This window comes from Enterobacter sp. CCUG 70166 (assembly GCF_020224095.1).
GTDB classification, from domain to species: domain Bacteria; phylum Pseudomonadota; class Gammaproteobacteria; order Enterobacterales; family Enterobacteriaceae; genus Enterobacter; species Enterobacter intestinihominis.
In genome coordinates, this window is sequence record NZ_NRIQ01000018.1 from 20,591 (window position 1) to 44,112 (window position 23,522).

The window sequence follows — 23,522 nt, forward strand, 5'->3', positions numbered from 1 at the left end:
AGGAGTCAATGATGTCCTCTGTTACTACATCCGGAGCGCCGAAGTCGGCTTTCAGTTTTGGCCGCATCTGGGACCAGTACGGCATGTTGGTGGTTTTTGCCGCCCTGTTCGTTGCGTGCGCGATTTTTGTGCCAAACTTTGCGACCTTCATCAACATGAAGGGGCTGGGGCTGGCTATCTCCATGTCCGGCATGGTGGCCTGCGGAATGCTATTCTGCCTGGCCTCCGGCGATTTTGACCTGTCGGTCGCCTCGGTGATTGCCTGTGCCGGGGTCACCACTGCCGTGGTGATCAATATGACCGAAAGCCTGTGGATCGGCGTGCTGGCGGGGCTGATGCTCGGCGTGCTGAGCGGTCTGGTGAACGGCTTTGTGATTGCGCGCCTGAAGATTAACGCCCTGATCACGACGCTTGCGACCATGCAAATCGTGCGCGGTCTGGCCTATATCATCTCCGACGGTAAGGCGGTGGGGATTGAAGACGAGCGCTTCTTTACGCTGGGCTATGCCAACTGGCTGGGCTTGCCTGCGCCTATCTGGCTGACGGTAGCCTGTCTGATCCTGTTTGGTTTCCTGCTTAACCGCACCACCTTTGGTCGTAATACCCTGGCGATTGGCGGGAACGAGGAAGCGGCGCGTCTGGCGGGTGTCCCGGTCGTACGGACCAAGATCATTATCTTCGTGCTTTCCGGGCTGGTGTCGGCAGCGGCGGGGATTATTCTGGCGTCGCGTATGACCAGCGGCCAGCCAATGACCTCTATCGGTTATGAGCTGATTGTCATTTCAGCCTGCGTATTGGGGGGCGTATCCCTCAAGGGCGGCATCGGAAAAATCTCATATGTGGTAGCGGGGATCCTGATTCTGGGGACCGTGGAGAACGCCATGAACCTGCTTAATATTTCTCCGTTCTCTCAGTACGTCGTACGCGGCCTGATCCTGCTGGCAGCAGTGATCTTCGACCGTTACAAGCAAAAAGCTAAGCGTACCGTCTGATTTATTTTTAGCCACTTATCTGCTCAACTATTAACCATAGTTGACCCACTGACCGGCCCGCCAGTTATGCTGACGGGCCGGTTGCTAAATGGCGAGCGCCGTCACACTGTCTATACTTACATGGCTGTTTTATTCACTGTAAGGAGGATTAGGGTGGCTGACTTGTTAACCGCACCGCCTGTACTGCCCGGAAAATTTGCTTTCTTTTTTGACCTCGACGGGACGCTCGCCGGAATTGAACCGCATCCTGACGACGTCGTTGTACCGGATCTGGTGTTAGAGAATTTGCAGCAGCTCTCCCGACAGAACGAGGGGGCACTGGCATTGATTTCAGGGCGCTCAATGGCCGAGCTGGATGTGCTCGCCAGTCCTTATCACTTTCCGCTGGCCGGTGTGCACGGAGCGGAGCGCCGCGATATCCATGATCAACTGCATATAGTTTCACTCCCCGATACGCTGGTTCAGGCGCTGCATGCGCAACTCTCTTCTGCTCTGGAACTGCTTCCCGGTACGGAACTGGAAGCCAAAGGCATGGCCTTTGCGCTGCACTACCGTCAGGCGCCTCACCATGAGGCGGCGATCTTTTCGGTAGCAAGAAGCGTGGCGGAAGCCCATCCGGAGCTGGCGTTACAGCCCGGTAAATGTGTGGTCGAGATTAAACCAACAGGAATTAATAAAGGCGCTGCCATTGCAGCGTTTATGGCGGAAGCGCCGTTTAAAGGGCGTACGCCAGTATTTTTTGGGGATGACCTGACCGATGAGGCCGGGTTCAGCGTGGTAAACCAGGCCAGTGGCATGTCTGTCAAGGTAGGGCCGGGTGAAACCGTTGCCGGATGGCGGCTGGAAAACGTCGCCAGCGTCTGGCAGTGGATATCTGATGTCGCTAACCAGCAACAACAACAAATAGCGCAAAACAACGGGAGAAATCATTATGGGTCGCTTAGTCGTCGTCTCTAATCGCATCGCACCGCCGGATGATAAAAAAGCCAGTGCCGGTGGCCTGGCGGTCGGGGTATTAGGTGCCCTCAAAGCCGCGGGTGGTCTCTGGTTTGGCTGGAGCGGGGAAATCAGTAATGATGAGAAACCGCTTAAAAAGGTGTCACGGGGCAATATCACGTGGGCTTCCTTCGCACTCAGTGAGAAGGACTATGATGAATATTATTCCGAGTTCTCAAACGCCGTGCTGTGGCCAGCGTTTCACTATCGTCTGGACCTGGTGAAATTCCAGCGTGAATCCTATGAAGGCTATATGCGCGTTAATGCGCTGCTGGCAGATAAACTGCTGCCGCTGATCGAAGAAGACGATATTTTATGGATCCACGACTACCATCTGCTGCCTTTCGCCAGAGAGCTGCGAAAACGTGGTGTGAATAACCGAATCGGTTTTTTCCTGCACATTCCTTTCCCGACGCCGGAGATTTTCACGGCACTGCCGCAGCATGAAGAGATCCTTGAGGCGCTGTCCGATTACGACCTGCTCGGTTTCCAGACGGAAAACGACAGGCTGGCCTTCCTCGACAGCGTGTCCGGTAAAACCCGACTGGTCACTCACGGCGGCAAATCTCACACCGCGTGGGGACGTAATTTCCATACCGAGGTCTACCCGATTGGTATTGAGCCAGACGAAATTGCCGAGCAGGCCTCCGGTCCATTGCCTCCGAAGCTTGCCCAGCTTAAGGATGAACTCAAGCACGTTAAGAATATCTTTTCGGTTGAACGACTTGATTATTCCAAAGGGTTGCCGGAGCGATTCCTCGCGTATGAAACCCTGCTGGAAAAATTTCCGCAGCATCACGGCAAGATTCGTTATACCCAGATAGCGCCGACCTCACGCGGTGAGGTTCAGGCCTATCAGGATATCCGTCACCAGCTTGAGACCGAAGCAGGGCGCATCAACGGGCGCTACGGGCAGCTTGGCTGGACACCACTTTTCTATTTGAATCAGCACTTTGAGCGCAAAATTCTGATGAAAGTGTTCCGCTATGCGGACGTCGGGCTGGTCACGCCCCTGCGCGACGGGATGAATCTGGTGGCAAAAGAGTATGTTGCAGCACAAGATCCTGCTGACCCGGGTGTGCTGGTGCTGTCTCAATTTGCCGGTGCGGCAAACGAGTTAACCTCAGCGCTGATTGTAAACCCTTACGATCGCGATGACGTGGCAAATGCCCTGAACCGTGCGTTAACTATGCCGCTTGCGGAACGTATTTCACGCCATTCGGAAATGATGGAGACCATCATGAAGAATGATATTAACCGCTGGCAGGCGCGTTTTATTGACGATTTGCGCGCGATCCAGCCGCAAAGTCAGGAAGGTGATCTGCAAAAAAAGATCGCGACCTTCCCTAAACTCGCCTGATTTTCTCCGGGGGCATTAATTGCCCCCAAGAGGCACCAGCAGGACATCAACCTGGCTTGACGAAACGATAGATTTTGCCGAGCATGCCGCACGAGAAAAAAAACTCTGGTTATGATTTCCGCAAATAACCAGGTCAATATTCTCTTTCTGACAGATGTCGAGTATATGCGCGCTTAATTCACCGGTCGCGATAACGGTCTGATGAATCGGATAGTCTGCCCTCTCCACCAACTCTTGCAGGAATTGGTGCGTTTCCTCCTGCAATACCTCACGTATATCTTCCAGCATCGGCGCAGCCAGCTGATTATACATTTCGGGTTCCGCGGCCAGCGTGATCAGGCTGATGCGGGCATTGGCGGGGCGGGCGATGGATACGGCTCGGGCGACAAGCTGGTGGCTTTCGGGAGAAACAGCAACTGAAACAAGCAGATGGGAGTAACTCATCACGCACTCCTTTGATGTCAGAATGACAAGTTTCCCCAGCTTTACCGCGAAACTGTCATTACTGCAAGAGGTGAATGCGTCATTAGTGTGAAGCTTATCATAATTATTCATTAATTATTCTTATAAGAAGAATAACTGAAAAGATGGCCTAAATGAAAAAAATTAACAGCTTAACGTAAATTACACATTTTCCCTTCCGGGTGGTTAACACGCCTTAACTCATCATCAACCCGGCGTAGATCGTTACGCAACGAAACTGATTTTTGTGTTACCAGCGTTAACCCACTGTTTTTACTTTATTAATTAATGGTAGTTTCAGCGTGAAGTTTTCCCCATAGCAGATCAATGCGGATTTGCCCTGTCTTTACATTTCCCAGACCCAATTCCCCCGTCCGGATGCATGAGTATTCGTTCCTGAAGAATATAAACAAGCTTGGGTTGGATAAAAAACATCCAAATTACAAGTCACGCTGATGGATTTATAGGTTACATTCGCGTAAATTATGTGACGCAGATCACATTTTTTTTAAATTCCAGGGGGGGCTGCATTGTATGTGTCAAAACTGACGAGTAGAGTTTGCGTCGAATTAGGAAAAATCTTAGTTATTTGTAAGAAAAGATAAAATGTGTAACCGACATTTTGGCCATGTTAACCGGTCACGCGCTTTACGACGTACAAACCTAAATTCAACTATGCATTTGGCCTTTTCTTTTTATACCGGGTGATTTCCCGGCGACATCACGGGGTGCGGTCTTTCCGCATAAAAATAATAGTTGGTTATTCGGGATGGGAAAAATGCATACATCCGAGTTGCTAAAACATATTTACGACATCAATTTGTCGTATTTATTGCTCGCGCAGCGTTTGATTAGTCAGGACAAACCGTCAGCGATGTTTCGTCTGGGTGTTAACGAAGAGATGGCAACCATGCTGGGGGGATTAACACTTCCGCAGATGGTCAAGCTGGCTGAAACCAATCAGCTTGTCTGCCAGTTCCGTTTCGATAACCCGCAGACCATTACGCGTCTGACTCAGGAATCCCGCGTGGACGATCTGCAACAGATCCACACCGGTATTCTTCTCTCCACCCGCCTGCTCAACGAAATCAGCCAGCCTGACGACGTAGCCCGGAAGAAAAGGGCTTAACAATGAGCGAAAAAAGCATTGTTCAGGAAGCCCGTGATATCCAGCTGGCAATGGAACTCATCACGCTGGGTGCGCGTTTACAAATGCTGGAAAGCGAGACGCAACTGAGCCGTGGTCGTTTGATCAAGCTGTACAAAGAATTGCGTGGTAGCCCACCGCCAAAAGGCATGCTGCCGTTTTCGACTGACTGGTTCATGACCTGGGAGCAGAACATCCATGCTTCCATGTTCTGTAACGCCTGGCAGTACCTGCTTAAAACGGGCTTATGCAGCGGCGTGGATGCCGTGATTAAAGCCTACAAACTTTACCTTGAGCAATGCCCGCAGCAGGAACAGGGACCCCTGCTGGCGCTGACCCGCGCCTGGACGCTGGTGCGTTTTGTTGAAAGCGGAATGCTTGAATTGTCGCGCTGCAACTGCTGTGACGGCAATTTTATTACCCACGCGCACCAGCCTGCGGGCAGCTTCGCCTGTAGTTTATGCCAGCCTCCATCCCGAGCCGTAAAAAGACGTAAACTTTCCCGGGATGCTGCCGATATTATTCCACAACTGCTGGATGAACAGATCGAACACGCTGTTTAACCCGAACCTGTGGGCAAGATTCCAGCAGCGGTAAGCGATTACCGCTGCTTTTTTTTACCCTGCGTTCAGGTCACGCGCTCGAAATGAACGTCCTGCCATAGTCACTAGCGGAAGGATGATGTCGTGCTTATCTTATTAGGTTACCTGGTAGTTCTCGGTACAGTTTTCGGCGGTTACATGATGACCGGCGGGCACCTTGGAGCACTCTATCAACCGGCTGAACTTGTCATCATCGGCGGTGCAGGGGTAGGGGCTTTTATCGTTGGTAACAACGGTAAATCGATCAAGGGCACGCTGAAGGCGATTCCGCTGCTGTTTCGTCGCTCGAAATACACCAAAAGCATGTATATGGATCTTCTGGCGCTGCTCTATCGCCTGATGGCGAAGTCACGTCAGCAAGGAATGTTCTCACTGGAGCGGGACATTGAAAACCCGAAAGAGAGCGAAATTTTCGCCAGCTACCCGCGTATTTTGGCTGACGCGATGATGCTCGATTTTATCGTCGATTACCTGCGACTGATCATCAGCGGCAACATGAACACCTTCGAAATTGAAGCCCTGATGGACGAAGAGATCGAAACCCACGAGAGCGAATCCGAAGTTCCGGCCAACAGCCTGGCGCTGGTGGGCGACTCGCTTCCGGCGTTCGGTATTGTGGCGGCGGTCATGGGCGTCGTTCATGCCCTGGCCTCGGCGGATCGCCCGGCGGCTGAACTGGGCGCCCTGATTGCCCACGCGATGGTGGGGACGTTCCTTGGTATTTTACTGGCATACGGCTTTATCTCCCCGCTGGCGAGCGTGCTGCGCCAGAAGAGCGCTGAAACCACCAAAATGATGCAGTGCGTGAAAATTACGCTGCTCTCAAACCTCAACGGTTATGCGCCACCGATCGCCGTCGAATTTGGCCGTAAGACGCTCTACTCCAGCGAACGTCCGTCGTTTATCGAACTGGAAGAGCACGTGCGCGCGGTGAAAAACCCCAACCAACAGACGACAACTGAGGACGCATGAAAAACCAGTCCCATCCGATCGTCATCGTAAAAAAACGCAAGCATAAGGGGCACGGGCACGGTTCCCACGGCTCATGGAAGATCGCGTACGCCGATTTTATGACCGCCATGATGGCCTTCTTTCTGGTGATGTGGCTGATCTCCATCTCCAGCCCGAAAGAGCTTATTCAGATTGCGGAATATTTCAGAACGCCGCTGGCGACGGCGGTCACCGGCGGGCCGCGCATTTCGAACAGCGACAGCCCGATCCCCGGCGGCGGTGACGATTACACCCAGCAGCAGGGCGAAGTGAAAAAACAGCCTAACATCGACGAGCTGAAAAAACGGATGGAGCAGGCGCGCCTGAAAAAACTGCGCGGTGACCTGGATCAGCTGATTGAGGCGGACCCTAAACTGCGCGCGCTGCGTCCGCATCTGAAAATTGACCTGGTGCAGGAAGGGCTGCGTATTCAGATCATCGACAGCCAGAACCGACCGATGTTCAAAACCGGCAGTGCCGACGTGGAGCCCTACATGCGCGATATTCTGCGTGCGATTGCACCGGTGCTGAACGGCATTCCGAACCGCGTTAGCCTCTCCGGTCACACGGATGATTTCCCGTACGCCACGGGAGAGAAGGGATACAGCAACTGGGAGCTTTCTGCCGATCGCGCCAACGCCTCGCGTCGCGAGCTGGTGGCGGGTGGGCTTGATGATGGCAAGGTCCTGCGCGTGGTCGGCATGGCTGCAACCATGCGCCTGACCGACCGCGGACCGGATGACGCCATCAACCGTCGTATCAGTCTTTTAGTGCTGAACCAGCAGGCGGAGCAGGCCATCCTGCATGAAAACGCCGAAAGTCAGAATGAGTCACTGGACGATTTAAAACAGCCTGGGGCCGTCCCTTCGGCTGCCGTTCCAACATCGCCACCAGCCAATCCGAGGTGATAGCGTGAGCATGGATATTACCGATTTTTACCAGACATTTTTTGATGAAGCCGACGAATTGTTGGCCGATATGGAGCAACATTTGCTGGATCTGGTGCCCGAGGCACCGGACTCAGAACAGCTCAACGCCATCTTCCGTGCGGCGCATTCCATTAAAGGCGGAGCCGGAACGTTTGGATTTACCATTTTGCAGGAAACGACCCATTTAATGGAAAACCTGCTGGATGAAGCACGACGCGGTGAGATGCAGCTCAATACCGACATTATCAACCTGTTTTTGGAAACGAAAGATATTATGCAGGAACAGCTCGACGCCTATAAAAGTTCGGCAGAGCCTGATGCCGCCAGCTTTGAATACATCTGCAACGCGCTGCGTCAGTTAGCGCTGGAAGCCAAAGGTGAGGCGTCTGCGCCCGTTGTCCCTGCGGCAAAACTGAGCGTTGTTGACGCCGCGGCCAAACCAGACAGTGCGCCTGATGCGCCCGCAGGAAAATTGCGCGTAGTGCTGTCACGGCTGAAAGAGAACGAGGTTAACCTGCTGGAAGAGGAGCTGGGTAACCTGGCGACGCTCAGCAACGTGGTGAAGGGTAAAGACAGCCTGGCCGCGACGCTCGACGGCGGGATCGGCCAGGATGACATTGTGGCGGTGCTGTGCTTCGTGATTGAAGCGGATCAAATTGCGTTTGAAACCGAGGCGGCGGCCGTTGAAGTGCCCGCGCCGGCAGAAATTGCCCCTGCGGTAGTTGCCGCTGCCCCTGCACTGAAAGCCGTGCCCAAAGAGACGGCCGCCCCGGCCCGCGGTGAAAAACCGGCGGCGCGCTCCAGCGAGTCAACGAGCATTCGCGTGGCGGTGGAGAAAGTGGATCAGCTGATCAACCTGGTGGGTGAACTGGTGATCACCCAGTCGATGCTGGCCCAGCGCTCCAACGAGCTGGACCCGGTGACCCACGGCGATCTCATCACCAGCATGGGCCAGTTACAACGTAACGCCCGCGATTTGCAGGAATCGGTGATGTCCATCCGCATGATGCCGATGGAATATGTCTTCAGCCGCTTCCCGCGCCTGGTGCGCGACCTGGCCAGCAAGCTCAACAAACAGATCGAACTCACGCTGATGGGCAGCTCCACCGAGCTGGATAAGAGCCTGATTGAACGCATTATCGACCCGTTAACGCACCTGGTGCGTAACAGCCTCGACCACGGCATTGAGCTGCCGGAAAACCGCGTGGCAGCCGGAAAATCGCCAGTGGGCAACCTGATCCTGTCAGCAGAACATCAGGGCGGCAACATCTGCATCGAAGTGACCGATGACGGCGCGGGCCTGAACCGCGAGCGCATTCTGGCGAAGGCGATTTCGCAGGGCATGGCGGTCAACGAAAACATGACTGACGAAGAAGTGGGCATGCTGATTTTTGCCCCGGGCTTCTCAACCGCAGAGCAGGTCACCGACGTTTCCGGCCGCGGCGTGGGCATGGACGTGGTGAAACGTAACATTCAGGAGATGGGCGGTCACGTTGAGATCCAGTCTAAGCAGGGCGCGGGCACCACGATCCGTATCCTGCTGCCGCTAACGCTGGCCATTCTTGACGGCATGTCCGTTAAAGTGGCGGACGAAGTCTTTATTCTGCCGCTGAACGCGGTGATGGAATCCCTCCAGCCGCGCGAAGAAGATCTGCATCCGCTGGCGGGCGGCGAGCGCGTACTCGAAGTGCGCGGCGAGTACCTGCCGCTGGTGGAACTGTGGAAAGTGTTCGAAGTGGACGGGGCAAAAACCGAGGCCACGCAGGGTATCGTTGTGATCCTGCAAAGCGCCGGACGCCGCTACGCGCTGCTGGTCGATCAGCTGATTGGTCAGCATCAGGTGGTGGTTAAGAACCTGGAAAGTAACTACCGCAAAGTGCCGGGGATCTCTGCTGCCACCATCCTGGGTGATGGTAGCGTCGCGCTGATCGTCGATGTATCGGCACTTCAGGGATTAAATCGTGAACAACGTGTGGCGAACACAGCCGCCTGATTAAGTAAAAGGTAATAACATGACCGGTATGAGTAACGTAACGAAACTGGCGGGCGAGCCATCTGGGCAGGAATTCCTGGTTTTCACTTTAGGTGATGAAGAGTACGGTATCGACATCCTGAAAGTGCAGGAAATTCGCGGGTACGATCAGGTAACGCGCATCGCGAATACGCCAGCGTTTATCAAGGGTGTGACCAACCTGCGCGGTGTGATTGTGCCTATCGTGGATCTGCGCGTGAAGTTCAGCCAGGGCGATGTGGAGTACAACGATAACACGGTGGTGATTGTTCTGAATCTGGGGCAGCGCGTGGTGGGGATTGTGGTGGACGGCGTGTCAGATGTGCTGTCGCTGACCGCCGATCAAATCCGTCCTGCGCCGGAGTTTGCGGTCACGCTGTCGACGGAATACCTGACAGGGCTGGGTGCGCTCGGCGAGCGTATGCTGATTCTGGTGAATATTGAGAAGCTGCTGAACAGCGAAGAGATGGCGCTGCTGGATATTGCGGCGAATCACGTGGCATAAAATAATGCCGGGTGGCGACTTCGCCTTACCCGGCCTACAAATGGTTCGAACACGTAGGCCGGGTACGCGTCAGCGCCACCCGGCTCTTATGTATCTTTACGCCTCCTGCTCCACCAGCTCAGCCTCAACTTCCCGCGCCCCTTCATTCTGCGACAGCATCGCCGTCGCAATCCCGTTCCCCAGCACGTTAATGGCCGATCGGCCCATATCCAGGAAATGGTCAATCCCCATCAGCAGCAGGATCCCGGCTACCGGAATGTTAAAGCCTGGAATGGTTGCCGCCAGCACCACCAGCGACGAGCGCGGTACGCCCGCAATGCCCTTCGAGGCCAGCATCAGCGTTAACATCAGCACCGTCACCTCGGTAAAACTCAGGTGAATGTTGTACGCCTGGGCAATAAACATTGAGGCGAACGAGCAGTACACCATGGAGCCGACCAGGTTAAACGAGTAGCCGATCGGCAGGACGAAAGAGGCGATATTACGTGAACAGCCAAAGCGCGCTAACTGCTCCAGCGTTTTTGGGTATGCCGCTTCAGAGCTGCTGGTGGTAAACGCCACCAGCACCGGATCTTTCAGCATCGCCACCAGACGGAAAATCTCTTTCTTCAGTACCATGTAACCCACGGCCAGCAATACCAGACAGGTCAGGAGGATCGCCACATAATAACCGCCAATAAACGAGGCATAGTTCAGCAAAATGCCCAGCCCCTGGGTGGCAATGACGGACGAAATCGCCGCGAAAATGGCCAGCGGCGCAACGTACATCACGTAGCCCGTCACCTTCAGCATAATGTGGGATACCACATCCAGCGCCGCGACCAGCGGGGCGTTGAATTTTTGGCCCAGTGACGCGCCGCCAATGCCGAAGAACATCGAGAAGACCACAATTTGCAGGATCTCATTGTTGGCCATCGCGCCGGCAATGCTGGTTGGAATGGTGTGTGACAGGAAGGCTTTCAGCGACATCCCGCTCACGGCCAGGCCGGTATCAACCGTCTCTGTCGGAATGCTCAGGTTCAGACCGCTGCCGGGTTGTTCAAGGGTAACAATAAACAGCCCCACCAGAATGGAAAGTACGGATGAGCTGATAAACCACACCATCGCTTTACCCCCGACGCGCCCAATCGTCGACGTTTCACCCAGCCTCATAATGCCCACCGTCAGGGTGCTGAACACCAGCGGGGCTATCACCATCTTGATCAGCCGCAGGAAAATATCGGTCAGCAGGGTGATGTTCTCCGACCAGGCCTGTATCGCGTCGGACGAAGCATACTCATGGATCGCCGCACCGGAAAGAATGCCCGCCAGCATGAAAATCACGATGAAGAGCGTGAGTTTGTTTGCACTTGCCACAAAAAGATCCTCTATGCGCTAAAAGAGTTTCCTGCGTCAATGCATACAAAATTTTTATTTAAGCGCAGGAAAATATTCGGGGCATAAATTGAAGTAAAGCTGCGTGAGTTACAACTTGTTTTTAATTTTTATGAAATTCGTTGTTTTTATCATGACGATATATTGTGACTCAGATCACACTACAGGCGATATATCCTCAAGTTAAGCAAGAATAATGCCCATTTTTTTTTGCTAACCCTTTGTAATGTTTGTTAATAACCTGTTAATTCGAGCGGGGTTGCCCTCTTTTTGATGAAAGTGGTTGAAGTGCTAACCATAAACTAAATTCTCAGTAACCGCGCCGGGGAATGTTTAAGCGGGGCTAACATACTGAACAGTATGAATAAAATATGGCAAGCGAACCTATATTTCTTCTGGAGGTTGGTAAATGAAAAGAAAACTTCTTTTTATCTGCGCGGGCACGCTGCTGACGGCGGCAACGGTCGGTCAGGCTCTCGCGGTCACCAGTAGCGGCACTATCGGCGCGACGTTGACGCTGACCAACGGCTGCTTGATCAACGGCTCGCCAACGCAAAACGGCATTAACTTCGGGACGCTCGATTTCGGCACTCATCCTGCAACATTCTCCACCCTGACAACCCAGTTAACCGGTGCCAGCGGAGGAAACACCTTTACCATTCAATGTACCACTGCCAGTTACACGGTGGCGATCACCGGCAACACCAACGCTACCGCACCCGGAACCGTTGTCGGCACCCCAGGTACGCCGGGCCGCTATCTGGTCAACACCGCCAATGCGGCGCAGGGCGTTGCCTACAGCCTGTTCAGCGATAGCGGTTACAACAACGTGGTTGCGAACAATGCCGCGTTGCCGGTCGCCTCTACTGCGGGTGGGGTGGATAGCTACACCCTCTACGCACGCATTACGGGCGGCGGCAATAGCGTGACGGTCGTACCGGGAACCTATACCGACACGATTAACGTCAGCGTCACCTACTGATTCAGCCATGAAGGCATTGTTATGTCTGCGCGACAGCGCAGAGGGCGTCGTGCACCCTTTTTTGACCCTGTTCGTCGGGCTGATGTTGATCCCAGACGCCGGGGCGGTGACGTCTCAGTCATTCAGGGTGAGCGCGACGGTTGTGCCTGGATGCTCGGTGAGCACCGGCACCGGCGGGCGTTTCGGTACGCTGAATTTCGGGACCCGCAGCGGCGTGGAGAGCGCACCGGTCAGCACCAGCTTTGTTGCCGACGGCGCGTTGTCCATCGCCTGCACACCGGGAGTGGCGCTAAGTATGAGCATTAACGGCGGTCAGAATTACAGCTCTGTGCGGCGGATGACGCGTTCAGGCGGGACTGAAGTGGTCGGTTACCGGCTCTACAGCAGCAGCTCTTTGGCCGCAAACAGTGAAATTGGGGTTAACCAGGCAATACCGATTACCTATACCAACAGCAATAACATCGCGCTGCCTCTTTTTGGCGTCGCGCTTTTGACCGGGTTTAGCCCGTCAGGAACGTATTCAGATCAACTCACCGTGACCTTGTCATGGTAGGAAAGGGAGAGCATTGATGAAGCCATTTTTCAGGCGGTCAGGCCTGTTGAGTCTGTTGGGCATAACGGCCCTTACAGCGGTTAAGGCGCAAGCAGCCGCAACCATTCTTCTTTGGCCTATCGATCCGTGGCTTTCGGCAGACGCCAGAGCAACTGAATTGTGGATCCAGAATCAGGGCAACAGCGCCACGACAATGCAGATACGCATTGTGCGCTGGAAACAGGAGGGCGGATATGAGCGTTACACCGCCCAGCAGGATGTGGTCGCCAGCCCGCCGATCGTGACTATCGCTAAAGGCAGTAAACAGCTTATTCGCCTGATTAAGCAGGGGACGATCCCGTCCGGCGTCGAGCAAGCCTACCGCATCATTGTGGATGAGATTCCCCAGCCGGATGCCAAAGCGGAACCGTCTATGGGCCTCAAACTGCAAATGCGCTATTCCATTCCCTTATTTGTTTATGGACAGGGGATCCCCACCCTCAACGAAGGAGAGCATCACGCGCTGGCGAACACTCAGCAGCTCAACTGGCGGGTCATTCAGGAGGAGGGGAAACCCGCGCTTGAGGTCCGCAATCAGGGGAACGTTCACGTCAGGCTCAGCCAGGGTGCGGTTGAGCAGGGCGGGCAAAAACGCACGGTTGCCGAGGGGCTGCTGGGTTATGTGCTGCCAGGCAGCACCCGAAGCTGGCCGCTTCCGGCAGGGATTTATCAGCCGAATCGGATGAGCGCGCAAATTAATGCCAGGGATACGCAATGGCAATCGACGCCCGTCAACTGAAACCGGCGATGATGATCCTGCTTTGCGTCAGTACCAGCGCATTTGCCGAAACCGGCGACGACAGTTTACCGCCGCCGCCGGACGCGCGGACGATGAACGGCGAAGCTGTATTCCAGCTCGCCCTGGTGCTGAACCACTATGACACGGGTCTGGTGGTGCCGGTGACGCAGCGCGAGGGCGCCTGGTTTATTTCAGGAGCGGATTTGCTTCGCGCCGGACTGCCGCAGGAGCATGTGCCTGCCGGAGAGGTGAACCTTTCAACGCTCTCATCGGTACGCGTAGAGTATGACAGCAGCGCCCAGCGGCTCATGCTGACGGTCCCCCGGGACTGGGTTGCGGCACGGATCACGTCGTTTAGCGGTCAGAGCGCGCAAAGCAAGCCGCATTATGGCCGGGGCGCGCTGCTCAACTACGACGTTTATACCAACCATAGCGAGCACACGGGCGGCCAGGCGTCGGTGTGGCATGAGTTCCGCTATTTCAACGAAGACTATTCGTTTTCTTCGACAGGGTACGCCCGACAGAATTTCGCCGGAAGCAGCGGGCAGCAGGAAGGATACGTGCGCTATGACTCAACCCTGCTGATCACCAACGAGGAGGATGCCACCACCTGGACCGTCGGGGACGTCATCAGCGATGCGCTGAGCTGGAGCACCAGCGTGCGGATGGGCGGGATCAGCTACGGGCGCGACTTCTCCCTGCGTCCGGATCTGGTGACCTGGCCGCTGCCGGCGTTTTCCGGTGAGGCGGCCGTCCCGACCTCGGTCGATCTCTTTATTAATGGCTACCGTTCCGGCTCCACCCGCCTTCAGCCGGGGCCGTTTACCCTCACTAACCTGCCGTACATCAACGGCGCAGGGGATGCGGTACTGGTCACCACCGACGCGCTGGGACGTCAGGTGAGCACCACACTGCCGTTTTATGTCAGCAGCGATCTGCTGAAGCAGGGGTTAAGCGACGGCGCCGTGACGCTGGGCAGCCTGCGGCGCAACTACGGTATAGAGAATTTTGACTATGGCCCGGCGGCGGGCAGCGGATCGTATCGCTACGGGGTGACCGACTGGCTGACGCTGGAGGGGCATGCGGAAGGGGCGGAGTCGCTGGCGCTCGGCGGCGCGGGCACGGTGCTGAAGCTCGGGCGTTTTGGCGTGGTGAACACGTCTTATACCCAAAGCCGGATGCGCGGCGACGAAGGGGGCCAGATGAACTGGGGCTATCAGTACAGCACCAGCGAGTTTAGCGTAGCGACCCAGCATACCCGACGCGACCGCGGCTTCGGCAACCTCGCCCTGTACGATCAGCCCACCGTTTATGATGAATATGATAACCCCGTTGCCAGCCTGAGCCGCAATACCGACCAGTACTCCTTAACCTTTAACCTCGGTGATTACGGCAATATCGGTGCGGCGTGGATCGGCGTGGAGAGTTTTGACAGCCGGAAAACCGAGCTGCTCAACCTCTCCTGGAGCCGAAATCTGTGGCGCTCAAGCAGTATTTACCTGGCGGCCAGCCGTGACCAGCAGCGGGACGACTGGACGGTTGCGCTGTCGTTGCAGGTCCCTCTGGGCGAACGTGACAGCGCCGCCGTTACCTTTGAAAACACGCCTGACGCAGGCAGCACTCAACGCATTAACTACAACCACTCGATGCCGTCTGACGGCGGCTTTAGCTGGAACATGGCCTGGGCCAACCAGTCGCGGTCGAGTAACTATCAACAGGCCACGCTCGGCTGGCGGAATAATAATGTTGAGCTTCAGGGCGGCGGCTACGGTGAGAAGGGGATGATGACCTGGTGGGGCGAGGCGATGGGCTCTGTCGTCCTGATGGACGGTGAGCTGTTTGCGGCGAATAAAATCAACGATGCGTTTGTGGTGATCAGCACCGACGGACATCCGGACGTACCCGTCAGCTACGAGAACCAGCCGGTTGGTAAAACCAATAACAAAGGTTATCTGCTGGTCAGCGGCGTTTCCGCCTATTACCCGGCGAGCTACCGCATTGATACCCTGAACTTACCTGCGGATACCCGGCTGAAAGAGACCGAGCGTCGGGTGGCGATTCGTCGGCATAACGGTTATCTGGTGGATTTCCCGATGGAGCAGGAGCGGGTTGCCAGCGTGATCCTGCATGACGCGCAGGGCAATGCGATCCCGGTGGGAAGCCAGGTCAAACGCGCGTCCCGCAGTAGCGCGGTTGTTGGCTACGACGGCCTCGCCTGGCTGGAAAACCTCAACGATGTGAATCCTCTGGAGGTCATCACCCCGGACGGTAAACGCTGTATCGCAACGTTGAACGTGGGCGAAAATCCCGAGCATAAGCTGCAAACCTACGGTCCGCTGACCTGCCGGGAGGCACCGTGAAACGCCTGTTGATAGCCATACTGCTGCTGTTCTCGGGCAGCGGCTGGGCGGCCTGCACCGTCAGTACGGTGAACGCCTCGTTTGGCAGCGTCACCTCATTCGCCCTGAGCAGTACGGGGGAGGTGCAAACCACCGGCACGCTGGTGGTGTCCTGCGATACGGTCCTCAACCTGCTAACCAACGACTCGGTGACGCTGACCTACACCTCGGCGTCGATAGCCGCCAACAGCCGCGCCACCATGAAACGTACCGATAATGCGGCCATCGCGGACGTTATCCCCACGCGCCTGTGCGGTGCCACTGGCTGCGGCGGAAACAGTGAAGTACAAATCAGCAAAACCTATACCTGGAATGGCAACACCCTGCTCGGGCTGCTGGGGTCAAGGCGCTACAACATTCCGCTTTATTTCCGTACTGTGCCGGGGCAGAACGTCACGGCCGGGCCGTACCAGGTGTTGTTAACGTTCAGCATCAACTACAACGTGTGCGCCGTTGGCGCGGGCGGGCTATGCCTGACCCCGCAAACCGGCACGGCAACTACCTCCATTCTCCTCAACATTACCGTCACCAACGATTGCAGCACGATGACCACGCCGGACGTGAATTTTAACAGCGCGCCGCTGGTGCAAAATTTTCCCACCGTTTCGCAGTCGATCGCCGTCACCTGCACCAAGGGCAGCACCTACACCATAGGCATTAATAATGGAGCAAACGCCCTGAACAACGTTCGTCGTATGGTTAGCGGCAGCAATTTTATGAGTTACGACATCTATAAAGAGGCGACCAGCAACCGCTGGGGCGGCAGTGGCAGCGAGCGCTGGGCCAGCGCCAGCTCATCCCAGGTCAGTACCGACGGGCTTTTACGCACCTATAACTACAGCGCTAAGGTCCTGACCAGCCAGGCCACGCCGCCTGCCGGAACCTACACCGACACGCTGATCGTTGACGTCGCGTTCTGACACCCCGCGCTTTTCCCTTTCGCAAATGTAAAGTTCCCGTGGCCCCTGCCGATAACACCGTTAATCAATCGATGAGAAGGTGTTGTATGTTGAACCGTATCCGCGTTGTCACAATGCTTATGATGGTGCTGGTCATTTTCGCACTTCTTCAGCTTATTTCTGGCGGCCTCTTTTTCTCCTCGTTAAAACAGAACCAGGACAGCTTCGCGGCCTCGAACGATTTGCGGATGCAGCAAAGCGAACTGACCACAACCTGGGATCTGATGTTGCAGACGCGTATCAATCTGAGCCGCTCGTCTGCCCGCATGATGATGGATCCGAACAACCAGCAGAGCAGCGCAAAAACGGAACTGCTGAAGAATGCGCGCGCCACGCTGGCAGACGCGGCGAAACATTACGAGGCCTTCAAAAAAATCGCCCCTCAGCCCGCAATGGCGCAGGCGAGCGCGAACATAGATGAAAAATATCAGGCCTACTTCGCCGGCCTCACGGAGCTGGTGCAGTTCCTGGAGAAGGGCAATATGGATGCCTATTTCGCGCAGCCGACCCAGGGCATGCAGAACGCCCTCGGCGCGGCGCTCGGCGAGTACGCCAAAGCCAGCGGCGAGCTTTATCACTCCGCATTTACGCAAAGCCAGAACGACTACCGTTTCGCGAAATGGCAGATGGCGGTGCTCGCCCTCGCGCTGGTCATCGTGCTGGTGGCCGTGTGGTACGGCATTCGTCATATCCTTCTTAATCCGCTTGGCCGCGTCATTGCCCATATCCGCGATATTGGCCGGGGCGATCTCACGAAAACGCTGACCGTTTCTGGTCGCAACGAGATCACCGAGCTGGCGACCAGCGTCGACCATATGCAGCGTTCGCTGATTGATACCGTCGCCAACGTGCGCGAGGGGGCGGATGCCATCTATACCGGCACGAGTGAAATCGCGATGGGCAACAACGATCTCTCGTCCCGTACCGAACAGCAGGCGTCCGCTCTGGAAGAGACGGCGGCCAGCATGGAGCAGCTCACCGCGACCGTGAAGCAGAATGCCGACAACGCCCGTCAGGCGTCGCAGCTTGCAGAAAGCGCGTCCGACACCGCCCAGCGCGGCGGTCGGGTGGTCGACGGCGTGGTGAAAACCATGCATGACATTGCCGACAGCTCGAAGAAAATCGCCGATATCATCAGCGTTATCGACGGCATTGCCTTCCAGACCAACATTCTCGCCCTGAACGCGGCCGTTGAAGCGGCGCGTGCGGGCGAGCAGGGACGTGGGTTTGCCGTGGTCGCTGGCGAAGTACGTAACCTCGCCAGCCGCAGCGCCAATGCGGCGAAAGAGATCAAAGCCCTGATTGAAGACTCTGTTTCACGCGTGGATACCGGCTCGGTGCTGGTGGAAAGTGCGGGTGAAACCATGAATGACATCGTGAATGCCGTGACGCGCGTGACGGACATCATGGGTGAAATCGCCTCTGCATCGGATGAGCAGAGTCGTGGTATTGACCAGGTCGCTCTGGCGGTATCGGAAATGGATCGTGTGACGCAGCAAAACGCCGCCCTGGTGCAGGAGTCCGCTGCCGCGGCCGCTGCGCTTGAGGATCAGGCGAGCCGCCTGAAAATGGCCGTCTCGGCGTTCCGTCTTACTTCAAAAACAACAAATACGGTCAGCTCGCGGTCGGCGTACAGCGAAGCAACCCCGGCGCCCGTGACAACACCTACGCGCGCAGCGGTGACCGGACAAGATGAAAACTGGGAAACATTTTGACTGACAATTAAACCGCGGCTGCTTGCCGCTTGATGGGAGCGTGGATGTTAAATCGTATTCGTATCTCGACCACACTGTTTTTGATTCTGATCCTGTGTGGGGTTTTGCAGGTTGGCAGTAACGGGTTGTCTTTCTGGGCGTTTCGCGATGGCTATCAGAATTTGCAGGAAGTTGAGACGAGTAATCAGCAGCGCTCCGCACTGGCACAAACGCGTGCCGTGCTGTTACAGGCAAGCACTGCGCTGAACAAAGCAGGGACGTTAACCGCGCTGAGCTATCCGCCGGATGATATTAAGGCGCTGATGGTCGTGGCCCGCAGCAGCCTGAAGCAGGCCGACGCGCAGTTTAAGACGTTTACGGCACAGGAGGCGGTGAGTGAGAAAGAGAAAACGCTGAAAGTCGCCATGAAAAAGAACTTTGATGTGTGGTACGGCGATCTCGACCATCAGGCGACGTGGCTGGAGAACAACCAGCTTTCTGACTTCCTGACCGCGCCGGTGCAGGCGTCTCAGGCGGCATTTGACGACAGCTTTAACGCATGGCAGCAGGATATTAACCAGTTTGTGGCGCGTGCCGGTGCGGACAGCCGTACCAGCTACCGCATGTCAGGGGTGATTTTCCTGACCATGGTGATCCTGGCCGCCCTGCTGACCTGCGGCTCGCTGTGGTGGTCGCGCAAAATGATCGTCCAGCCGCTGGCGATCGTCAGCAGCCACTTCGACAGTATGGCGAAGGGCGACCTGGCGCGTCCGGTGGCCGTGTATGGCAGGAATGAAATATCAGCGATTTTCGCCAGCCTGAAGGCGATGCAGAGTTCGCTGCGGGAAACGGTAAGCAACGTTCGTCAGGGCAGTTACGCCATGCATACCGGGATCTCAGAGATTGCGGCAGGCAATAACGATCTCTCATCCCGCACCGAACAGCAGGCGGCATCGCTGGCGCAGACTGCGGCCAGCATGGAGCAACTGACCGCGACGGTAAGCCAGAACGCCGATAACGCGCGTCAGGCGTCCGACTTGTCAAAACAGGCGGCGATGACGGCGAAACGTGGGGGCGACCAGGCTTCTCACGTCGCCAGCACGATGCAGCAGATTGCCGCCAGCTCGCAGAAAATTGGCGACATTATCAGCGTCATCGACGGTATCGCGTTCCAGACCAATATTCTGGCGCTGAACGCGGCCGTTGAAGCGGCGCGTGCCGGAGAGCAGGGGCGCGGGTTCGCGGTGGTTGCCGGTGAAGTCCGAAACCTCGCCAGTCGCAGCGCCAACGCGGCGAAAGAGATCAAAGGGCTGATAGAAGAGTCGGTCTCCCGCGTTCAGCAGGGCTCCGCGCTGGTGGATACCGCCGCGCAGACCATGCACGAGATTGTCACCTCCGTGACGCGGGTTAACGACATTATGGGCGAGATTGCCTCGGCGTCTGATGAACAACGCCGTGGTATTGAGCAGGTGGCGCAGGCCGTTACACAGATGGATCAGGTTACGCAGCAGAACGCCTCACTGGTGGAAGAGGCGGCGGCGGCTACCGATCAGCTGGCAAACCAGGCGGATCACCTTACCGGGTTGGTCGCCGTATTTAATGTGAAAGAGCACGTTGAAGCAGTAACAGAAGTCGGACGGTCACAGGCCGTACCCGTTGTATCCTGAATGTGATTGAGAAGGCGCTATGACATCACCCATGCCCTCAGGGCAAACGTCATTATTGTTGCAGATGACACAGCGCCTCGCGCTGTCCGACGCGCATTTTCGTCGGATATGTCAGTTAATCTACCAGCGTGCGGGGATCGTGCTTGCGGACCATAAGCGAGACATGGTCTACAACCGGCTGGTGCGGCGCTTGCGCACGCTGGGGCTGGATGATTTTGGCCGCTATCTGAGCATGCTCGAAGCGAACCAGAACAGCGCCGAATGGCAGGCATTTATCAACTCATTAACCACCAACCTGACCGCGTTTTTCCGCGAGGCGCATCACTTCCCGGTGCTGGCGGAACACGCCCGTCGCCGTAGCGGAGAGTATCGCGTCTGGAGCGCGGCAGCCTCTACCGGGGAAGAGCCGTACTCGCTGGCCATCACCCTTGCAGACACCCTGGGAATGGCGCCGGGCCGCTGGAAAGTGTACGCCAGCGACATCGACACCGAAGTGCTGGAAAAAGCCCGTAACGGCGTTTATCGCCAGGATGAACTAAAAACGCTGTCTCCTCAGCAGCTACAGCGTTACTTCATGCGCGGTACCGGCCCGCATGAAGGACTGGTGCGCGTACGCCAGGAGCTGGCGAACTGCGTGGAATTCGCCCCCGTTAATTTACTGGATAAGCAGTACAACGTGCCGGGGCCATTCGACGCCATTTTTTGCCGTAACGTGATGATCTATTTTGATAAAACGACGCAACAGGACATCCTGCGTCGCTTTGTTCCGTTGCTCAAGCCTGACGGTTTACTGTTTGCCGGGCACTCGGAAAACTTCAGCAACCTCGTGCGTGAGTTTAGCCTGCGTGGGCAAACGGTTTATGCGCTGAGTAAGGAAAAAGCATGAGTAAAATCAGGGTATTGTCTGTCGATGATTCGGCGTTGATGCGTCAGATCATGACCGAAATCATCAATAGCCACAGCGATATGGAGATGGTGGCAACAGCGCCCGATCCGCTGGTCGCGCGGGATTTAATCAAAAAATATAACCCCGACGTGCTGACGCTGGATGTCGAAATGCCACGCATGGATGGCATCGATTTCCTGGAAAAATTAATGCGCCTGCGCCCGATGCCGGTGGTGATGGTGTCATCTCTGACCGGTAAAGGTTCAGAAATCACCCTGCGCGCGCTGGAGCTGGGGGCGGTGGATTTTGTCACCAAGCCGCAGCTCGGCATTCGCGAGGGGATGCTGGCGTACAGCGAGATGATCGCCGAGAAAATCCGTACCGCGTCGCGCGCAAAACTGGCGGCCCACAAGCCGATGGCCGCGCCGGCAACCCTGAAGGCCGGACCATTACTCAGCTCGGAAAAACTGCTGGTCATTGGGGCCTCAACCGGAGGAACAGAGGCAATTCGCCATGTACTCCAGCCATTGCCGCTCTCAAGCCCGGGTATCCTGATTACGCAACATATGCCGCCGGGCTTTACCCGCTCATTCGCGGAGCGCCTGAATAAGCTGTGCCAGATCAGCGTGAAAGAGGCGGAAGACGGCGAGCGCGTGCTGCCAGGTCACGCGTATATCGCCCCGGGTGACAAACATATGGAGCTGGCGCGCAGCGGGGCGAACTATCAAATCAAAATTCATGACGGGCCGCCGGTTAACCGGCACCGTCCGTCGGTGGATGTGCTGTTTCATTCGGTGGCGAAACATGCGGGGCGCAACGCCGTGGGGGTGATCCTGACGGGGATGGGCAACGACGGCGCCGCCGGAATGCTCGCGATGCACCAGGCTGGCGCCTGGACGATTGCGCAGAATGAAGCAAGTTGTGTGGTGTTCGGCATGCCGCGCGAGGCCATCAATATGGGTGGCGTAAGCGAAGTGGTCGATCTTAGCCAGGTAAGCCAGCAGATGCTGGCGAAAATCAGTGCCGGACAGGCAATACGTATTTGACTCAGGAGTATTATTTTATGGCGGATAAAGAGCTTAAGTTTTTGGTTGTGGATGACTTTTCCACCATGCGTCGCATTGTGCGCAACCTGCTAAAAGAGCTAGGCTTCAACAACGTTGAAGAAGCAGAAGACGGGGTGGATGCGCTGAACAAACTCCAGGCTGGCGGGTTTGGTTTTGTGATTTCCGACTGGAACATGCCGAACATGGACGGTCTCGAACTGCTGAAAACCATCCGCGCGGATGCAGGCATGGCCTCTCTGCCGGTGCTGATGGTGACAGCAGAAGCGAAGAAAGAGAACATTATTGCCGCTGCACAGGCGGGCGCAAGCGGCTACGTGGTGAAGCCATTCACCGCGGCGACTCTGGAAGAGAAGCTCGGGAAGATCTTCGAGAAACTCGGCATGTGAGGTGATGGAAATGTTGCAACCTGCTATGAAACCCGTTGAAGAACATTCGCCGAGCGACATTATTGCCCGTATTGGTAGCCTGACCCGCATGCTGCGCGACAGCCTCCGTGAGCTGGGGCTGGACCAGGCTATCGCCGAAGCGGCGGAAGCCATCCCCGACGCGCGCGACCGTCTGGACTACGTGGTGCAGATGACCGCGCAGGCGGCCGAGCGAGCGCTGAACAGCGTTGAGGCGTCACAGCCGCACCAGGATGCGATGGAGAAGGGGGCGAAAGCGCTGACCCAACGCTGGGATGAGTGGTTTGAGAACCCCATTGAGCTGGCGGATGCCCGCGAACTGGTAACGGACACCCGTCAGTTCCTGGGCGATGTGCCAGGACACACCAGCTTCACCAATGCGCAACTGCTGGACATCATGATGGCGCAGGATTTCCAGGACCTCACCGGCCAGGTGATCAAGCGCATGATGGATGTGATTCAGGAGATTGAACGTCAGCTGTTGATGGTGCTGCTGGAAAATATTCCGGAACCGGCTGCCCGACCAAAACGCGAGAACGAAAGCCTGCTCAATGGTCCACAGCTTGACACCAGCAAAGCGGGCGTGGTGGCAAGCCAGGATCAGGTGGACGATCTGCTGGACAGTCTTGGTTTCTGATTGCCCTTCTGCCTCAGGCTGTGAACGCGGCCTGAGGTTGTTCAGAACAAAAACAGCGAAAAGAGCCCGAATAAACGGGCTTTTCCCGCCATTGGATTTTCTCTGCGCTGGCATGATACCCGTGAATT

General features: G+C 56.2%; 22 protein-coding genes. 20 read left to right on the top strand and 2 right to left on the bottom strand.

Annotated features, from left to right (window positions below):
* The first annotated feature begins 11 nt into the window (after positions 1-11).
* The 3 genes from araH to otsA all read left to right on the top strand — a co-directional run bounded on the left by araH (position 12) and on the right by otsA (position 3,348).
* On the top strand, positions 12-992 hold the full coding sequence (gene araH / locus CKK19_RS08775) for an arabinose ABC transporter permease AraH (protein ID WP_022648516.1): 981 nt from the start codon (positions 12-14) through the stop codon (positions 990-992).
* Positions 993-1,145: 153 nt separating this feature from the next.
* Entirely contained in the window at positions 1,146-1,949 is an 804-nt protein-coding gene (gene otsB, locus CKK19_RS08780) for a trehalose-phosphatase (RefSeq protein ID WP_063853246.1), read from the top strand.
* Positions 1,924-3,348 carry an alpha,alpha-trehalose-phosphate synthase gene (gene otsA / locus CKK19_RS08785; protein WP_022648514.1) on the top strand — a complete coding sequence of 475 codons (1,425 nt, stop codon included), beginning with the start codon at positions 1,924-1,926 and terminating at the stop codon, positions 3,346-3,348. Before otsB ends, otsA begins: the two co-directional genes overlap by 26 nt.
* A 15-nt stretch (positions 3,349-3,363) precedes the next feature.
* Here the strand turns inward: otsA and uspC are convergent, their stop codons facing one another.
* Entirely contained in the window at positions 3,364-3,792 is a 429-nt protein-coding gene (gene uspC, locus CKK19_RS08790; RefSeq protein WP_022648513.1) for a universal stress protein UspC, read from the bottom strand.
* Positions 3,793-4,588: 796 nt separating this feature from the next.
* On the opposite strand from uspC, the gene flhD reads away from it, so the two are divergent.
* From flhD to cheW, 6 genes are all read left to right on the top strand, one after another.
* On the top strand, positions 4,589-4,939 hold the full coding sequence (gene flhD, locus CKK19_RS08795) for a flagellar transcriptional regulator FlhD (RefSeq protein ID WP_003859693.1): 351 nt from the start codon (positions 4,589-4,591) through the stop codon (positions 4,937-4,939).
* A 2-nt stretch (positions 4,940-4,941) separates the two neighbouring features.
* On the top strand, positions 4,942-5,520 hold the full coding sequence (gene flhC, locus CKK19_RS08800; RefSeq protein WP_022648512.1) for a flagellar transcriptional regulator FlhC: 579 nt from the start codon (positions 4,942-4,944) through the stop codon (positions 5,518-5,520).
* Positions 5,521-5,643: 123 nt separating this feature from the next.
* Positions 5,644-6,531: a flagellar motor stator protein MotA gene (gene motA / locus CKK19_RS08805; RefSeq protein ID WP_003859696.1), complete on the top strand. Its 888-nt coding sequence runs from the start codon at positions 5,644-5,646 to the stop codon at positions 6,529-6,531.
* The gene (motB, locus tag CKK19_RS08810) at positions 6,528-7,457 is read left to right on the top strand and encodes a flagellar motor protein MotB (protein WP_022648511.1); all 930 of its coding nucleotides are present in this window, start codon (positions 6,528-6,530) and stop codon (positions 7,455-7,457) included. Before motA ends, motB begins: the two co-directional genes overlap by 4 nt.
* A 4-nt stretch (positions 7,458-7,461) precedes the next feature.
* Complete coding sequence (gene cheA, locus CKK19_RS08815; RefSeq protein WP_022648510.1) at positions 7,462-9,471, top strand: chemotaxis protein CheA; 2,010 nt, start codon at positions 7,462-7,464, stop codon at positions 9,469-9,471.
* Positions 9,472-9,490: 19 nt separating this feature from the next.
* A complete protein-coding gene (cheW, locus tag CKK19_RS08820; protein WP_003859699.1) occupies positions 9,491-9,994 on the top strand; it encodes a chemotaxis protein CheW in 504 nt (167 codons plus the stop codon).
* Positions 9,995-10,090: 96 nt separating this feature from the next.
* On the opposite strand, the gene CKK19_RS08825 is transcribed toward cheW, so the two are convergent.
* A complete protein-coding gene (locus CKK19_RS08825) occupies positions 10,091-11,350 on the bottom strand; it encodes a dicarboxylate/amino acid:cation symporter (protein WP_048966686.1) in 1,260 nt (419 codons plus the stop codon).
* Between the two features lie 427 nt (positions 11,351-11,777).
* Between CKK19_RS08825 and CKK19_RS08830 the strand changes: the two genes are divergently transcribed.
* From CKK19_RS08830 to cheZ, 11 genes are all read left to right on the top strand, one after another.
* Positions 11,778-12,350, top strand: coding sequence for a spore coat protein U domain-containing protein (locus tag CKK19_RS08830; protein ID WP_022648508.1), 573 nt, complete (start codon positions 11,778-11,780; stop codon positions 12,348-12,350).
* A gap of 7 nt (positions 12,351-12,357) precedes the next feature.
* Positions 12,358-12,903 (top strand): spore coat U domain-containing protein, encoded by a 546-nt coding sequence (locus CKK19_RS08835; protein WP_063849179.1) that lies wholly within the window; start codon positions 12,358-12,360, stop codon positions 12,901-12,903.
* Positions 12,904-12,919: 16 nt separating this feature from the next.
* Positions 12,920-13,681 carry a molecular chaperone gene (locus tag CKK19_RS08840; RefSeq protein ID WP_225455098.1) on the top strand — a complete coding sequence of 254 codons (762 nt, stop codon included), beginning with the start codon at positions 12,920-12,922 and terminating at the stop codon, positions 13,679-13,681.
* Positions 13,657-16,041, top strand: a complete 2,385-nt coding sequence (locus tag CKK19_RS08845; RefSeq protein WP_063853243.1) for a fimbria/pilus outer membrane usher protein — start codon at positions 13,657-13,659, stop codon at positions 16,039-16,041. The genes CKK19_RS08840 and CKK19_RS08845 overlap by 25 nt, the downstream gene beginning before the upstream one ends.
* A complete protein-coding gene (locus tag CKK19_RS08850; RefSeq protein ID WP_225455099.1) occupies positions 16,038-17,000 on the top strand; it encodes a spore coat protein U domain-containing protein in 963 nt (320 codons plus the stop codon). Before CKK19_RS08845 ends, CKK19_RS08850 begins: the two co-directional genes overlap by 4 nt.
* Before the next feature lie 86 nt (positions 17,001-17,086).
* On the top strand, positions 17,087-18,754 hold the full coding sequence (gene tar / locus CKK19_RS08855) for a methyl-accepting chemotaxis protein II (protein ID WP_022648503.1): 1,668 nt from the start codon (positions 17,087-17,089) through the stop codon (positions 18,752-18,754).
* 44 nt (positions 18,755-18,798) lie between these two features.
* Positions 18,799-20,400, top strand: a complete 1,602-nt coding sequence (tap, locus tag CKK19_RS08860) for a methyl-accepting chemotaxis protein IV (protein WP_225455100.1) — start codon at positions 18,799-18,801, stop codon at positions 20,398-20,400.
* 19 nt (positions 20,401-20,419) lie between these two features.
* On the top strand, positions 20,420-21,286 hold the full coding sequence (cheR, locus tag CKK19_RS08865; protein WP_017384409.1) for a protein-glutamate O-methyltransferase CheR: 867 nt from the start codon (positions 20,420-20,422) through the stop codon (positions 21,284-21,286).
* Positions 21,283-22,332 carry a protein-glutamate methylesterase/protein-glutamine glutaminase gene (locus CKK19_RS08870; protein WP_014884341.1) on the top strand — a complete coding sequence of 350 codons (1,050 nt, stop codon included), beginning with the start codon at positions 21,283-21,285 and terminating at the stop codon, positions 22,330-22,332. Before cheR ends, CKK19_RS08870 begins: the two co-directional genes overlap by 4 nt.
* Before the next feature lie 17 nt (positions 22,333-22,349).
* On the top strand, positions 22,350-22,739 hold the full coding sequence (gene cheY, locus CKK19_RS08875) for a chemotaxis response regulator CheY (RefSeq protein WP_000763862.1): 390 nt from the start codon (positions 22,350-22,352) through the stop codon (positions 22,737-22,739).
* Positions 22,740-22,749: 10 nt separating this feature from the next.
* Positions 22,750-23,394: a protein phosphatase CheZ gene (gene cheZ / locus CKK19_RS08880; RefSeq protein WP_022648501.1), complete on the top strand. Its 645-nt coding sequence runs from the start codon at positions 22,750-22,752 to the stop codon at positions 23,392-23,394.
* The last annotated feature ends 128 nt before the right edge of the window (positions 23,395-23,522 follow it).

Coding starts and splice junctions, on each gene's coding strand:
- tap (WP_225455100.1), top strand. CDS start 18,799: ATGTTAAATCGTATTCGTATCTCGACCACACTGTTTTTGATTCTGATC.
- araH (WP_022648516.1), top strand. CDS start 12: ATGTCCTCTGTTACTACATCCGGAGCGCCGAAGTCGGCTTTCAGTTTT.
- motB (WP_022648511.1), top strand. CDS start 6,528: ATGAAAAACCAGTCCCATCCGATCGTCATCGTAAAAAAACGCAAGCAT.
- cheZ (WP_022648501.1), top strand. CDS start 22,750: ATGTTGCAACCTGCTATGAAACCCGTTGAAGAACATTCGCCGAGCGAC.
- uspC (WP_022648513.1), bottom strand. CDS start 3,792: ATGAGTTACTCCCATCTGCTTGTTTCAGTTGCTGTTTCTCCCGAAAGC.
- cheR (WP_017384409.1), top strand. CDS start 20,420: ATGACATCACCCATGCCCTCAGGGCAAACGTCATTATTGTTGCAGATG.
- CKK19_RS08830 (WP_022648508.1), top strand. CDS start 11,778: ATGAAAAGAAAACTTCTTTTTATCTGCGCGGGCACGCTGCTGACGGCG.
- CKK19_RS08835 (WP_063849179.1), top strand. CDS start 12,358: ATGAAGGCATTGTTATGTCTGCGCGACAGCGCAGAGGGCGTCGTGCAC.
- CKK19_RS08845 (WP_063853243.1), top strand. CDS start 13,657: ATGGCAATCGACGCCCGTCAACTGAAACCGGCGATGATGATCCTGCTT.
- tar (WP_022648503.1), top strand. CDS start 17,087: ATGTTGAACCGTATCCGCGTTGTCACAATGCTTATGATGGTGCTGGTC.
- cheY (WP_000763862.1), top strand. CDS start 22,350: ATGGCGGATAAAGAGCTTAAGTTTTTGGTTGTGGATGACTTTTCCACC.
- flhD (WP_003859693.1), top strand. CDS start 4,589: ATGCATACATCCGAGTTGCTAAAACATATTTACGACATCAATTTGTCG.
- flhC (WP_022648512.1), top strand. CDS start 4,942: ATGAGCGAAAAAAGCATTGTTCAGGAAGCCCGTGATATCCAGCTGGCA.
- CKK19_RS08870 (WP_014884341.1), top strand. CDS start 21,283: ATGAGTAAAATCAGGGTATTGTCTGTCGATGATTCGGCGTTGATGCGT.
- CKK19_RS08840 (WP_225455098.1), top strand. CDS start 12,920: ATGAAGCCATTTTTCAGGCGGTCAGGCCTGTTGAGTCTGTTGGGCATA.
- otsA (WP_022648514.1), top strand. CDS start 1,924: ATGGGTCGCTTAGTCGTCGTCTCTAATCGCATCGCACCGCCGGATGAT.
- cheW (WP_003859699.1), top strand. CDS start 9,491: ATGACCGGTATGAGTAACGTAACGAAACTGGCGGGCGAGCCATCTGGG.